Genomic DNA, 13,715 nt, shown 5'->3' with positions numbered 1-13,715 from the left:
GGGGCCTCCCCGATGGAGGGGAGGCCCCGGCGGGTATCCGTGATCAGGACAGGCGGTGCACGGTGAACTCGACCGGCACGTCGAAGACGGGCCGGGTGGTGGAGAAGACCACTTCGTGGGCGAAGCCCTCGTCGGCCACCAGCTTCTCGAAGTACTCCACGTCACCCATGGTGCTGAAGAAGAGGATCATGCGTCCCTTCTCCGTCAGGTGGGCGCGGGCCTCGCGGAAGAAGCGGGTCAGTGCCTGGTAGCCGGCGTCGGTGCCCGCGACGTCCGCGTAGTCGCTGGCGGCGAACCACTGGAACGGCGGGTTGAAGACGATCAGGTCGAAGCGGCCTTCGACCGAGTTGAAGACGTCGCTCTCGCGTGACTCGACTCGGTCGGCCACGCCGTTGAGCTCCGCGTTGACACGGACGGCAGCCACGGCGTGAGGGTTGAGGTCCACCGCCAGGACATCGGCGCCCTTCTTGGCGGCGATCAGGGCCAGCGAGCCGCTGCCGGTGCCCATGTCGAGGACCCGGTCACCCGGTTCGACCTCGGCGAAGACCGCGCCGCCGAGCATCGGGGACACGGGGCAGGGGGTCATGACCTGGGAGGGGACCCGCAAGGTCAGGCCCAGGAACGGATGGGTCTGCTCGCCCTCGTCGCCGCCGCCGTGCGAGGCCATGGCCCGGCGCAGTTCCTTGATCTTCTCCACCCGCTCCCGGGAGACGAGCGGGCGGTAGGACTCGGCTTCGGACGTGGACTGGTCGAGCTTCGTCATGGTGTCGTATCCATTCATGGTCGTGCGCGAGGAACGCGCGTTGGGTTCGAGGGGGTTGGGGGCGTCCGTCAGACGGACCGGGACCCGGCCCGGAGCCGGGCGTGCGCCGCGGCCAGCCGGCCGCCGACCTCGGCCGTGCTGATGAGCACGGCCATGTTGGCCTTGGACGAGCGGCCTTCAGTGGCCGCGTCCACCGCACGCATGAGGTATTTCGTGATCGCCTGGCCCCGGATGCCGTCCCGGTGGGCGGCGGCCATGGCCTCGGTCATCGCGGCGTCGACCTCGTCGCCGGGGATCGCGTCCTGCGGCCGGACCGGCGTGGTGATCAGGAACGAGCTGTTGTTGCCCAGCGCCCAGTGGTTCTCGATCGACCGGGCGATCACCTCGTCGTCGTCCAGCCGCAGCGGGCTGCGGAAACCGCTGGACACGCAGTAGAAGGCGGGGAAGTCGTCCGACCGGTACGAGACCACCGGTACGCACTGGGTCTCCAGGTACTCCAGCGTCAGGCCGAGGTCCAGGATCTTCTTCGCACCGGCGCACACCACCGCGACCTTGGAGCGCGTGAACTGGATCAGGTCGGAGGACACGTCCATGGTCTTGTCCGCGCCCCGGTGCACCCCGCCGATGCCGGCCGAGGAGAAGAACGCAATGCCCGCGAGCTCGGCCGCCACCACGGAGGAGGCGACCGTCAGTGCGCCCATCCGGCCCTGGGCCAGAATGACGGGCATGTCCCGGCTGCTGACCTTGGGGATGTCCGGCGTCGAGGCGAACCGGTCGATGTCGGCGTCGCTCATGCCGACCACGATGTTGCCGCTCTCCACGGCGATCGTGGCCGGGACCGAGCCGCCCGCCCGGACGGCCTCCTCCACCTTCCGGGCGGTCGCGGCGTTGTCCGGGTACGGCAGGCCGTGCGTGATGACGTTGGACTCCAGCGCCACCACCGGGCGGCCTTCGTGGAGCGCGTCGGCCACCTCGGCACTGAAGACGAGCGGGATGTCCTGGTGGGCAGGAGAGGTCGTAGGGGTCACAGCCATCTTTTCAGTGGGTGTCGGGGCCGTAATTCGGAACCTTGCCGAGGATGTGTCTGCGATTGACGATCTCCGGGATGTAGACCTCCTCGTTCCAGAGCTCCTTGTCGATCGACTCGACCGCGATCGAGACCACCCCCTCATCGCAGCCGAAGGCGTCGGTGACCGCCTTGGTGACCGCCGACACCAGCTCGGACTGCTGCTCGTCGCTGAGTGCCATCGGAAAGTGCTTGATGTTGACGTGTGGCATGACGGTGTCCTTCCGGATGTTCAGGCGCCGGCGGATGGCCGTCGCGAGCTCGTCGATGTCCGGTGCCCTGAGCAGGGAGTAGTGGTCGGCCTGCAATTCGACGACGGTGGGCGGGGCGGAGGAGTAGCCGCTGCTGCCGTCGAGGAACGAGTACTCGTCCCCCTGCGCCTTGAAGATGGTGATGGGCGCCGAGATCCGTCGCTCCCGCAGTTCGCGGAAGGTGTAGCTGAACTCGAAGGTGGTCCCGACCACTTGGATGATCCGGCGCACCAGGTCGATGTCGAGGTTCGGGAAGTTCTCGCTGATGAAGCCGGCGAAATCCTGTTCGTCCTTGACCACGGCGAGGCACTTCTCCAGCAACGGGCCGCTGATCGTGCCTGTGAAGACCGACAGGAGGATCGTCACGTAGGCCTCGTCGGCGAAGGAGGCGACACGCTCGCCGGCGACCCCGCCAGCCTCCGCGGTCCCGCCGTCCGTGCGGACCTTGGGCGAGCCGGGGGCGATCAGGAAGACGTGGTCGACGGCGTGACCGGCCTGCTCCAGCTGGTACGCGGCCTCGAAGGCGACCCGGGCTCCGAAGGAGTACCCCCACACCGTGTAGGGCCCCTCCGGCTGCCGGCTCGTGATGGCCTTCACGTCCTCGGCCGCCATCTCCCGGATCGTCTTGTACGGCGCCTCGCCCGGGTTGATCCCGTACGCCTGCACCCCGAGGAACGGCCGGTCCGTGCCCAGCCGCTCTCCCAGGAGCCGCAGGTTCATCGGGTAGCCGCCCAGACCGGGCCAGCAGTGGACGGGGCGTCCGGAGCCCTCCCGCTGCAAGGGGACCAGGCGCGAGGTGTCGCTCGTCGGCTCGCCGGCGATCCGGCGGGCCAGCCCCTCCACGGTCGGCGCGGTGAATATCACCTCCAGCGGCAGTTCGGCCCCGAAGGTCCGGTTGATGCGGTTGATCAGGCCGACGGCGAGCAGCGAGTTGCCGCCGCAGGCGAAGAAGTCGTCCTGTACGGAGACGCTCTCCTGCTTCATCGCCTGCTTCCACAGCGCGGCGACCCGGCGTTCGGTCTCGGTCCGGGGGGCCACGTAGGGACGGTCGCCCGCCCCCACGTCCACCTGGTCGGAGGCGGCCAGGGCCTTGAGGTCGATCTTGCCGTTGGCGGTGGTCGGCAGAGCGTTGAGGACGACCACCTTGTTCGGGATCATGTAGTCCGGCAGGTAGTTGACGAGGTCGTCGCGGATCAGCTCCGCGGGCCCCCGCATGTGGACCACGTCCTCCCGCATGCCTTCGTGCCGCCGCTGCTCCTGGCTCACCCGGCCGCCGACGAAGAAGTACGAGGCGCCGCCGGGCCGGCCGAGCTCGCGCAGGATGCCGTCGATCCGTCGGGCGGAGGGCAGGTCGTCGCCGCCCTGCGAGCTGTAGCCCGAGGACATGAAGCCGATGTCCAGGTCGTTCATCGACAGGCGCTGGAGCGTGCGGCCGAGGTCGATGTAGCGCCGCCACTCCTGCGGACTGCGGCTGATCACCGAGACGCCGAAGCCCGCCCGGTCGTAGACGGCCTGGTTGATCGCGATGACGTGCTTGCGCAGGATCAGGTCGCGGGAGACGAGGCGCATCCGGCCGCCCTCGAAGAGGTACTGGCCGGCCGGCCGGTCCAGCCCCTTGCCGTGGTGGATCTGGACGTACAGGTCGATGTCCTCGTCCGTGCGGGGCCCCCGGTAGGGCACCCAGTCGAAGGCGCCGAGGTAGTGGTCCTCGTCCGCGACCCGCAGCCGGGCCTTGACCGCCGGGACGAACGGGGCGGCTTCGATGTCGAGGCCGTACTGCGGCAGGACCTCCTCGAAGAGTCCGGCCATGTGGCCGGCCTCGATCTCCAGGACCTCCCGGATGTTCTTCTTGTAGACGGGCTCGATGGCACCGCGCCGGCCCAGGAAGTGGGCGCGGATCCGGGGGCCCGCGCTCGCGTCCTCCGGCTCCGGGGCCCTGGAGACCAGCACCAGCTGGTGGCTGATGGGGTGGTGGTAGTGGATGCCCGGGGAGATTCCCGGGAAGCCGGTGATCTCCAGGTACAGCCGGGTGGCGTACAGGGAACCCGGTGAGGCGTAGGCGTACTTCGGGAGCAGCCGCTCGGGGCTCAGGTACTGCCCGAAGTTCCGCAGGACCGCGCCGAGTTCCTCGATGTCCAGCTCCGCGAGCTCCCGCCCGCGCACGGCGGTGGGGCGGCGGGCCAGTAGCTTCAGCAGGTCGGACTCCGCCACCGGGGCGCCGCCCTCGTAGAAGCGGTAGGTCTTGCGGGCGAAGGCGAGGCTGCGCTGGGCCGGCGTGGGTGTCCGACCGGGCAGGTCGAGGACGGGGAGGCCGGCGAGCTCGGCTGCGGACAGTACGCCCGGGTTCGACAGCTGGGCCTTGACCTGGAGCTTGCTCTCCTTGGACTGGTGGTGCGCGCCGTGGCTGCCCTGGTCCATCAGGGCGGCCTCCTTCGGGTCGAGCTCGACGCAGGCGATCAGGTTCTGGAAGCCCGTCCTCGGGTCGTCCTTGACCAGCACGGCCGCGTGCCGGACCCAGTCGTGGGTCTCGATGGCGAGTCTGATCTCGTCGAGCTCCACACGGAACCCGCGCAGCTTGACCTGGTTGTCGGCGCGGCCGATGAACTGGACGGTGCCGTCGGCGTTCCAGTAGGCGAGGTCGCCGCTGCGGAAGAGCCGCCCGGGACCGAACGGGTTGTCCGCGAAACGCTGCTCGGTCAGGTCGGGCCGGTGCAGGTAGCCGCGCGCGACCTGGATGCCGCCGACGTACAGCTCGCCGATCTCGCCCACTGCCAGTTCGGTGAGGTCGGGGCCGAGGATGTGGTACTGGGTGGCGTCGACGGGGGCGCCGATGGAGATGGAGTTGGGGCCGTCGCCGACGGTGGACTTGGCCACGGTGAAGGACGACGAGTTGATCGTGCACTCGGTGGGCCCGTAGAGGTTGATCAGATCGGCCCCGGGGAGGGTCTCCAGCAGGGCGCGGGCCAAGGGCTTGGAGAGGGCCTCACCGCCGGTGAAGACCTGCTCCAGCGAAAGGCAGGAATGCAACTCCTGCGTGTCCAGAAGCGCTTGGAGCAGGGTCGGGACGCACTGGATCGTGGTCACCGCGTGGGTCTTGACCGCGTGCACCAGCCGTTCGGCGTCCCGGTGGATGCCCGCGCCGCCCATCACGACGACGGAACCGGCGGCCGGGGCGAGGATCTCCCACTGGGCGGCGTCGAAGCTGATCGGCGTCTTCTGCAGGATCACCCGGGTGCGGTCGATGCCGTGGGCAGCCCGTAGCCAGGACATCTGGCTGGCGATGCTCCGGTGCTCGATCATGACGCCCTTGGGCCGGCCGGTGCTGCCCGAGGTGTAGATGACGTAGGCCAGCGAGTCGGGGGCGATGTCGACGTCCGCGCCGGGGGCGCCGTGGCGGGCGTCCTCGACCCGGACGATCACGGTGTCCGCGGGGGCCAGCGCGGCCAGCCGCTCGACGATGTGACCCTGGGCGACGATCACCTTCACGCCCGAGTGCTCGATCATGTAGCGCAGGCGCTCTTCGGGGTACTCCGGGGCGAGCGGCAGGTAGGCGCCGCCCGCGAACAGAATGCCCCATACCCCGATCATCAGGTCGGACGAGGGCTCGACGAACAGCCCCACGCACTGGTCGGCGCTCACGCCGAGGTCCCGCAAACGCCCGGCCAGTCCTCGACTTCGCTCCACCAGTCCCGCGAAGGTCATGTGTTCGTCGCCGCTGATCACGGCCGTGTCGTCCGGGCGTTCGGCGGCTGTGCGCAGGAGCAGTTCGGGCAACGACAGGCGGGTGGCCGGGCTCCGGCCAGACGCGTCGGTGGTCATGTGAGTCCCCCTGGGTGTGCATGTGTGCCGTGTGGTGGGCGGGGGTTGCGGTGGTCACCCGCCCGTGGCGGACACTCGGCCGGTGTGGGGACCGGCCGAGTGCTGCGTGGTCGTGCCGCGGCCCTGACGGTTGGTCACCGATGCGCGTCGGCCGTCCGGCCCCTTCGCAGCGCGTCGGCGACCTCGACCATGTGGCGGGTCTGGTAGGCGATGGCGGCGAGGTTGTCCTCGGTGACGTGCTCAGCCAGCCGGCCCGGAATCGCCTGCCGCCCGGAGACGGAGCTGACGCCGTACGGGTTGCCGTTGCTGGGCGCCGTCATGATGTCGTCGGTGATGCCGGGCGGCACGATGATCCCGCCCCAGTGGTAGAAGACGGTGTTCAGCGACAGGATCGTCGCTTCCTGGCCGCCGTGCGGGGCGCCCGTCGAGGTGAACGACGACATGACCTTGCCCGCCAGGCCGCCGCGCGCGTTGAGGGGCCAGGCCAGGTCGATGAAGTGCTTGAGCGGCGCGGCGATCATGCCGAACCGGCCGGGGCTGCCGAGCAGGATCGCGTCGGCCCAGTCGAGGTCATCGGCGGTGGCGGTGGGAATGTCCTTGACGGCCTCGGCGTTCTCGCGCCACGCCTCGGTCCACTCGGTGAACTCGGGGGCCAGGGAGGCCTCGACGTACTCGGGGACCCGGCGCAGCCGGACATCGGCGCCGCTCTTCGCGGCGGCCTCCTCGGCGGCCACGGCCAGCTTGTGGATGTTGCCGGTGCCCGAGTAGTAGACGATCGAGATCTTCGTCCTCGACGGGGATGTGTCGGCGGTGGACACGGGGAGTGCTCCTTACTGCGGTGGTCGAAGGGCCGGAGGGCGGGGTTCCAGGGGTGCGCAGTCCAGGGGTGCGGAGCCCCGCCCTCTCCGACGGGGAGGGCGCTCACGCCGGGATGTCGGTCCCGAAGTAGCGGTCGCCGAAATCACCGATGCCGGGGAGCATGAACGCGTGCTCGTTGAGCCGCTCCTCGATGGAGGAGGTCACGATCCGCACCTCGGGGTGACGGTCGTGGACGACCTTGATCCCTTCGGGGGCGGAGAGCAGGTTCACGAAGACGATGTGCTCCTCGGGCACGCCGTGGTCGAGCAGCACGCCGATCGCGGCCAGCGCGGTGCCGCCGGTGGCGAGCATGGGGTCGAGGAGCAGTACGTGGCCCCGGTCGATGCCGGCGGGCAGCGCCGCGTAGTGCAGGTGCGGGAGTTTGGTGACCTTGTCCCGCTGGATCAGGATCTTGCCCAGGCGGGTCTCCGGCGCCATCACGCGCAGCTCGGACTCCATGCTGTCGCCGGCCCGGGCGATGGAGACTCCGTAGACCTGTGAGGCCAGGGAAAGGCCGGGGTAGGTCCGGCCGACCGGGGTGCGGACCTCGCGGGGCTCGTAGGGGAGCAGGTCCAGCGCGGCGTCCAGAAGTCCGCGGATGATCCGGTTCGCGGCGGGGACGAAGTCCTCCCGCTTGGCCTGGTGGTCACGGACGATCGAGTGCAGGGCGCGCAGCCGGTTGGTCTGGGGCAGCAGGTGGGTCACGCCTCGGAGCGGCTCGGTTCGCGTGGCCATCAGGACCGGCTCCGCCCGTCCTCCGCGGCGACCCGGGCGAAGGCGGCGCGGGCCTCCTGGACGAAGGTGCGCACCTTCTGACGGTCCTTGCGCCGGGTGGCGGGGTCCTCCAGGCCGGTGTGCGCGTCCACCGCGGCGGGGCGGACGGCCTCGATGGCCGCCGCGACGTTCTCCGGGGTGAGCCCGCCCGCCAGCATCAGGGGCTTGGGGGAGATCCGTACGAGTTCGGCGCTGACGGCCCAGTCGTGGGTCAGCCCGGTCGCCCCCTTGGCGCCGGTGGCCGGGTTGAAGCTGTCCGTGATGAACATGTCGACCCACTCGGCGGAGGTCTCGACGACCTCGCGCAGCTCGTCGATGTTGTCCGTCTTCACCACGAGGCTCTTGAGGACGTAGAGATCCGGGGCCAGGGTCCGCAGCCGGCGCAGCTCGGCGGGTGTCACATCGCCGTGGAGCTGGATCGCGCCGACGCCCATGTCCGAGCAGAAGGCGGCGATCTCGTCGGCATCGGTCAGGTAGGTGATGATGACGCCCTTGTTGCCCGGCTGAATCGCCTTGACGATGGCGGCGGCCTCGGCCTCCGACAGGTCCTCGTTCTTGGCGGGAAGGCGCAGGGCGAAGCCGAGCCAGTCCGCGCCCTCCTCGATGATGAGGTCGGCCTCGGACTGGTCGATGATGCCCGCGACCTGGATCAAGCCGTACATGTCTGCCTCCTTGGGCCGCGGCGGTCGGAGCCGGGGCCGGTCTGCGATGGGATGGGTCCGTGACGACGGCGGTGGAACCGGGGTTCGCCTCAGCGGGCGCCGGCGGCCCGGCCGAGCTCGGCGACGACGAGCCGCGCCACAGGGGCGGCGGAGGCGGGGTTCTGCCCCGTGATGACCCGGCCGTCGCTCTCGGTGTGGGCCTCGTACATGGGCGCCTTGGCGTGCAGCGCCCCGGTCTCCTTCAGCCGGTCTTCGAGCAGGAAGGGCATGACCTCGACGAGGCCCAGCGAGTTCTCCTCCTCGTTGCTGAAGGAGGCGACGCGCTTGCCGCGCACGAGGTGGGTGCCGTCCGGCAGACGCAGGTTGACGAGGGCGGCCGGGCCGTGGCAGACGGCGGAGACGACCCCGCCGCGGCCGTGGATGTCCATGGCGATGCGGGCCAGGTCCGGACAGTCGGGAAAGTCCCACATGGCGCCGTGGCCGCCGACGTAGAAGATGGCCGAGTACTCGGAGGGGTCCACGTCAGCCGCCCGGCGGGTGGCCACGAGCTTGCCCTTGACGGTCTCGTCGGCCAGGAAGCCGATGATCTCCGGGTCGTTCTCCTCGCCGTCGAAGACGACGGCCGGCGGCTCGCCGCCGCGCACGGAGACGAAGTCGACCTCGTGGCCGGCGCCGATGAAGACGTTGTAGGGGTGGGCCGCCTCGGAGACGCTGTAGCCCGTCCGGTTGCCGGTGTCCCCCAAGACATCGTGGCTGCTGACGGCAAGCAGGATCTTGGCCATGCTTCCTCCTGTGGAATCGCTGCGGAGTGCTCCGCGGGTGGTCGGGTGCGGCCAGGCGGCCGCCGGGCTCCGGCGGGCCGCGCCTGGATGGTGGTGAACGACGGGTCGGATCGCGCTCGGCGGGTGTCAGGCCTTGTGGATGAAGTCCTGGACCAGCTTCACGAACTCGACCGGCTTCTCGAAGATCACCATGTGGCCGCTGTCGATCTCGGTGTAGGAGGAGTTCGGGATGGCGGCGGCCAGCTCACGGGAGTGCTCGGCGGGCACCGCGGCGTCCGGGTAGGGGGCCAGTACGAGGGTCTCCGCCTGAACCTTTCCGACGAGGTCGCGGATGTCCACCTGGACGAGCAGCTCAAGCTGGCGGATGCGGCCGCTGGAGGGGCTCAGCTCGGAGCCGAGGTTCTCCACGTCGCTCAGGCTCGCCTGGCTGCGGATGAAGCGCGGGCTGAAGGCGGTGGTGCTGAGCACGCGGCCGAAGGCCTTCGGGTCGTGCTTCTGGCTCAGGGTCAGACCGATCAGGTTCTGAATGTAGAGGTCCGACTTGACCAGGCCGCCGACGGGGATCAGACGGCGGACGAGCTCGGGGTGAAGGGCGGCGGTGGCGGCGACGATGGCCCCGCCGAGCGAGAAGCCCACCAGGTCCACGGGGCCGAGGCCGGCGTGCTCGATGACGGCGGCGACCTCGGCGGCAAGCTGCTCGACGGTCAGCGCTGTGCCGTCGTCCGCAGCGGTCTCGCTGCCGGACAGCTCGGGAAGGATGACGGTGTTGCGGCGGGCGAACTCCTCGACGAGGTGGCCGAAGGTGACCTGGCCGCCCTTGCCCACGCCGTGCACCAGCAACAGGGCCGGACCCTCGCCGGTCACGGTGTAGTGGATGTGCGAGTTACCGACGGAGATCGTGGGCATGACGGATCGCCTCCTGTGACGACGTGAGAATGCGCTGGCGCGAAATCGGAATGCGGGACTGCGGAGTGCACGGCGAATTGCGTCGGCCCACCGGATTCGAGTGGAGGCGGGCCGCCGTGTTCCGCCGGTATGGAGATGCTCGGGAATTTCGACAACACCGTTCGACCGCGCCGGGAGGAGGCCGGACGGATGGTGGTGGACCGGATGGCCGTCGGCCGTAACGCCAGAAAGGATCCGGCCTTGTTGTACCGACCTCGGGCGGAGGGCGGTGCGGTTGTGCCGCGGACACGAGGGGTCGGAAACCAGGGAGAGGGCTCCCCGTTAGCTCGCGCCTCCTCCCCAATCCCCGGGGTGGCGGCTGTCGTTGGATGTGGCGACCACCCCCCGATCACCTGAAGCAGAATTTATCTACTTCAGGTGATCTCGTCAAGCGTTTGTAGGGCACTCGAAGATGGCTTGACACCTCGCCGCACCTTCCAGGAGATGTGCGACGACCCGAAAGAAAGGCCAGTAAACAAGGAAAAATTGGGACAAGCTAGGTGCGGTACGGGCGGCATTCGGGAAGGTGGGTGTGATGCCGGAGAGAGTCACGACCGTATGCCGGTATCTCGGATGCAAGGATCTTCCCCACGCGGGGCACTAGAATCCCTTGAACCCTTACTTTGTGGAGCATGCCCATGCCCGACCGCGTCTTCGACGGCGGTAAGTTGCGTGACCGCCGTGTGATCAAACGCCTGTCGCAGGCCGCTCTGGCCGAGGGACTTCACGTGAAGGCGAACGCCGTCTATCGCTGGGAGAACGGCTTGGCAGCTCCGCCTCCGGAGCGATTGCCGGCGATCGCCGCATTCCTGGATGCCGATCTCAACGAACTCTTTCCGCGCGCCGAATCACCGAATCTCGCTGACCTGCGGTGCGACGCGGGGATGACTCAGGCGGACACGGCGCGCTACACCAATACCTCGTCCCCCATGCCTGTAAGGGCCGCCGAACAGGGCAAGCGGCCGCTGTCCGACCGGGCGGTGACGGCGCTGGCCGCCGCCTACAACGTGACCCGCGCCGAGCTGCTCGCCGCGCAGCGGCGTTCCTTCGGGCGGCCCGAAGAGCCGCAGGAGGAGCCGTCGGCCGACGGTGCCCGCGTAGCCCGCAAGTTGGAGTCGCTGCGCACCGAGGTCTACGGAGGGGTGGCTCCCTCGGACGCGCACCTCGCGTCCGAGGGAAACCGCAAGAGCGGCTCCACGGTGCTCACCGAGGCCACCGTCCGGGCGCTGCGGGCCGGCGAGGTCGCCGAACCGGAGGGGGAGGCCCTCGATGCCCTGGCGCTCGCCTTCGACGTGCCGCCGGTCTACTTCCGGCAGGACGATCCGGAGGTCGACGCCCTGATCCTGTCAACCCGGGCCGTGCGCAACCGGTTCACCGTGATGGTCGCGCGCGGTGCGGGCCAGGACATGCCCAAGGAATCCTGGGACCAGCTCCGCGACTTCATCGGCGAGACGATGGGGGAGATCTTGGCCGATGACGACAACGGGCGCCCGGCGTAATCGGTTCGGCGGCAGCTGCCGGGTTTCACGGCCGGGCTGGGGCTGGGTCCCGGTGTGGGACGGTGCGCGGCGGCCGGCCCCCGCTGACGGCCCGGTGCGTACCCCTGTGGCAGATGAGCCGCACCGCGTAGTCGGCGCGCAGTTCGATGAGTGCGTCGTGTTCCGGGGTCCCGGTCGCCGAGAGCCGGCCGTCCGGCGGGATCACCGAGCCCTCCCGCAGGATGTCGGGCGGTCTGACGATGCCGGTGTTGTCCCCGGCCCAGAGGTGCACCAGCTGGTGCACCTTCAACTCAAGTTCGTGGGACGGTGAGCGGCCCTTGAGGTGAAGGATCAGGTCGACTGGATGTGTGTCGTGCCTGACGAGGAGGCCGCACATGCCGTCGATTCCGGTCAAGTGCTCCGGGAGCGGCTTGATGACGATCCGTCGGCCCCTGACTTCCGCGATGTTCCTGACCAGCTGGTCGAAGTCGAAGGGGTCAGGGAGGGGCATGGAGGCGATCAGGCGCTCACATTCCCTTTCGGCCTGAAAGTGCAGTTGGTCGGCGCGTAGGTGGGGGTAGAATTCTGAGAGGAACCCGGATTCCGGATTGTTGCGACGGGTGATCCGGCTCATTCCGCGGTTCCCGTCGTGATGGGCTGCCGCTGATCGGCTCCCCCTCGGTCTGATTCCCGGCGCCGGGTATGCGAGCGGCCTAGCCTGAGCATGGTGCATTCCCCCTCCTGTGCACGGCTGCTCGCGAGGTCGTACGGGCACGCGAGCGTTGTTTTACTAGGTTGTCGACGTGCTGGAACCCCTGTGTGTCGCATATGTCCGCAGCGTGAGCTTTTTTCCGGGTGAACCGTGCGGCGGATCGCCTGCCTGCTCAAGGCGGACACGTTCGAAGCCGGGTTCGCGCATCGGATCGCGGACGTGCGATGAGGGCGGCGTGATGGGTGAGACTTCTCCGTCGCTGCAGCTCATCGTCGAATCTTCGGCTGTGAAGTTCGCTCCTGTGGCCAGGCTATTGGTCCGGAAGTCCCCGTATGCCGCGCCTCTGCGCGCGCGTTCAGACCGACATGGCGAGCAAGGTGTGGTGATGGCCCCGTTTATTCATACCTAAATCGCTCCCCCTGAGCGTGTCGGCCGGCCTCGGTCCCGCGTACCGCGGCTCGATCTTGCCGCAGTCACGATAAATGTCAGGCATCCGCCGTGGTGAGATGTACAAGAATCTGGCCGAAACTGAGCAGTATCGAACAACGGAGTTCGACGTCGGCCTGATGGCGCGCATCAGAATCGGCCATATCGAGTCAGGCGCCGTCGGAGAGGTCGCGCGACGACCATGCCGATCACCCGACGCTTCCCGGCCATGATCGGCACGCTCACCCCGGCAGCTCCGTCTGCCGCTGCCTGGGAAGCCCGCTCAGGAGGGCTGTGCGTCGACGGCGCGGCGGACGGTGGGCTGGAAGGTGAAGATCTGGTCGAGGCCGATGATGCCGAAGACGCGCATCAGGTCGGGGTTGACCCCGGCGAGGACCAGGGCCGAGCCCATGGCCTCGGCTCGGCGGTAGGCGGTGACGAGCACGGTGATACCGGTGGAGTCGCAGTAGGTCAGTTCTGACAGGTCGAGCACTAGCTGGCTGCCCGAGTCGAAGGGCGTGTCGTCCAGGGCCTGCGAGAGGCCCCGCGCGGTGTGGTGGTCGAGGTCGCCGCCTACGGCCAGCACTGTGGTGCCGGCGGGATGGCTTTCGCGGGTGACGGTCAAGGGGTGGTCGGTCACCGGTCCTCCTGTGGGGATTGGGTGTGCGGCGGGGTGGCACGGACGGGGCGTGCGGCGCGGTGTCCTCGCTGACTCCCGTACCCAGCGGGTGAGGAGTCTGTCCCCTGTCCGTCCACTGTTTGGCGGGTGCTGGCTTCCACCGCTCACCCCCGCCTGTGTCCCGGTCTCCATCCCAGTGCGGCCGATGCTGGGACGGCCGCCCATTTTACGGGCCGGCGCACCGCCTTTCCCAGGGCGACAGGGCGCACGGGCAGGGAACCATGGGGTCGTCGGCACCGTTCGGGCTGAAAACGGCTGGAACGGGGAAGGGGGCGACAAGACGGTGACGGTACGGTACGGGACGTTTGCCGCGGGCCGCCCCAGCGCGGCCGGCGGGTTGCGCCGGCGCGGCGGCTCCGGGAAGTGACGGGCGTTGAACGAGGGGATGTCCGGTGGGACGTGCTGAGGACGCTGAGCGGCAGCCTCCGGTGAGGCCTACGGGAAACGCCGAGCCGCAGCCGCAGCCGCAGCCGAGGGCAGCGGCTGCGGCTGCGGCTGCG

Annotated in this window: 11 protein-coding genes; 1 reads left to right on the top strand and 10 read right to left on the bottom strand. The window is 69.2% G+C overall.

Features of this window, described 5'->3' with window-relative positions:
- Window positions 1–43 precede the first annotated feature (43 nt).
- From ACWDX7_RS07775 to ACWDX7_RS07740, 8 genes are all read right to left on the bottom strand, one after another.
- Entirely contained in the window at window positions 44–763 is a 720-nt protein-coding gene (locus tag ACWDX7_RS07775; RefSeq protein WP_451489207.1) for a HemK2/MTQ2 family protein methyltransferase, read from the bottom strand.
- A 68-nt stretch (window positions 764–831) separates the two neighbouring features.
- Window positions 832–1,797: a pseudouridine-5'-phosphate glycosidase gene (locus tag ACWDX7_RS07770; protein WP_451489206.1), complete on the bottom strand. Its 966-nt coding sequence runs from the start codon at window positions 1,795–1,797 to the stop codon at window positions 832–834.
- A gap of 4 nt (window positions 1,798–1,801) precedes the next feature.
- The gene (locus ACWDX7_RS07765; RefSeq protein WP_451489205.1) at window positions 1,802–5,899 is read right to left on the bottom strand and encodes an amino acid adenylation domain-containing protein; all 4,098 of its coding nucleotides are present in this window, start codon (window positions 5,897–5,899) and stop codon (window positions 1,802–1,804) included.
- Between the two features lie 134 nt (window positions 5,900–6,033).
- On the bottom strand, window positions 6,034–6,717 hold the full coding sequence (locus tag ACWDX7_RS07760) for an NAD(P)H-dependent oxidoreductase (protein WP_451489204.1): 684 nt from the start codon (window positions 6,715–6,717) through the stop codon (window positions 6,034–6,036).
- Window positions 6,718–6,820: 103 nt separating this feature from the next.
- Window positions 6,821–7,492 (bottom strand): uracil phosphoribosyltransferase, encoded by a 672-nt coding sequence (gene upp, locus ACWDX7_RS07755; RefSeq protein ID WP_451489203.1) that lies wholly within the window; start codon window positions 7,490–7,492, stop codon window positions 6,821–6,823.
- Window positions 7,492–8,193 (bottom strand): phosphoribosylanthranilate isomerase, encoded by a 702-nt coding sequence (locus ACWDX7_RS07750; protein ID WP_451489202.1) that lies wholly within the window; start codon window positions 8,191–8,193, stop codon window positions 7,492–7,494. Before ACWDX7_RS07750 ends, upp begins: the two co-directional genes overlap by 1 nt.
- A gap of 89 nt (window positions 8,194–8,282) precedes the next feature.
- Complete coding sequence (locus ACWDX7_RS07745) at window positions 8,283–8,975, bottom strand: type 1 glutamine amidotransferase domain-containing protein (protein WP_451489201.1); 693 nt, start codon at window positions 8,973–8,975, stop codon at window positions 8,283–8,285.
- Between the two features lie 126 nt (window positions 8,976–9,101).
- Window positions 9,102–9,881, bottom strand: coding sequence for an alpha/beta fold hydrolase (locus ACWDX7_RS07740; RefSeq protein ID WP_451489200.1), 780 nt, complete (start codon window positions 9,879–9,881; stop codon window positions 9,102–9,104).
- Between the two features lie 671 nt (window positions 9,882–10,552).
- On the opposite strand from ACWDX7_RS07740, the gene ACWDX7_RS07735 reads away from it, so the two are divergent.
- On the top strand, window positions 10,553–11,419 hold the full coding sequence (locus ACWDX7_RS07735; RefSeq protein WP_451489199.1) for a helix-turn-helix domain-containing protein: 867 nt from the start codon (window positions 10,553–10,555) through the stop codon (window positions 11,417–11,419).
- Window positions 11,420–11,444: 25 nt separating this feature from the next.
- On the opposite strand, the gene ACWDX7_RS07730 is transcribed toward ACWDX7_RS07735, so the two are convergent.
- Both ACWDX7_RS07730 and ACWDX7_RS07725 read right to left on the bottom strand, forming a co-directional pair.
- Window positions 11,445–11,909: a hypothetical protein gene (locus ACWDX7_RS07730; RefSeq protein ID WP_451489198.1), complete on the bottom strand. Its 465-nt coding sequence runs from the start codon at window positions 11,907–11,909 to the stop codon at window positions 11,445–11,447.
- A 910-nt stretch (window positions 11,910–12,819) separates the two neighbouring features.
- A complete protein-coding gene (locus tag ACWDX7_RS07725) occupies window positions 12,820–13,176 on the bottom strand; it encodes an STAS domain-containing protein (protein WP_451489197.1) in 357 nt (118 codons plus the stop codon).
- Window positions 13,177–13,715: the final 539 nt, after the last annotated feature.

The sequence above is a fragment of the Streptomyces sp. NPDC003034 genome (assembly GCF_053591375.1).
Note: the sequence above shows the minus strand (reverse complement) of the source record. Positions and strands in the feature narration are given on the sequence as shown.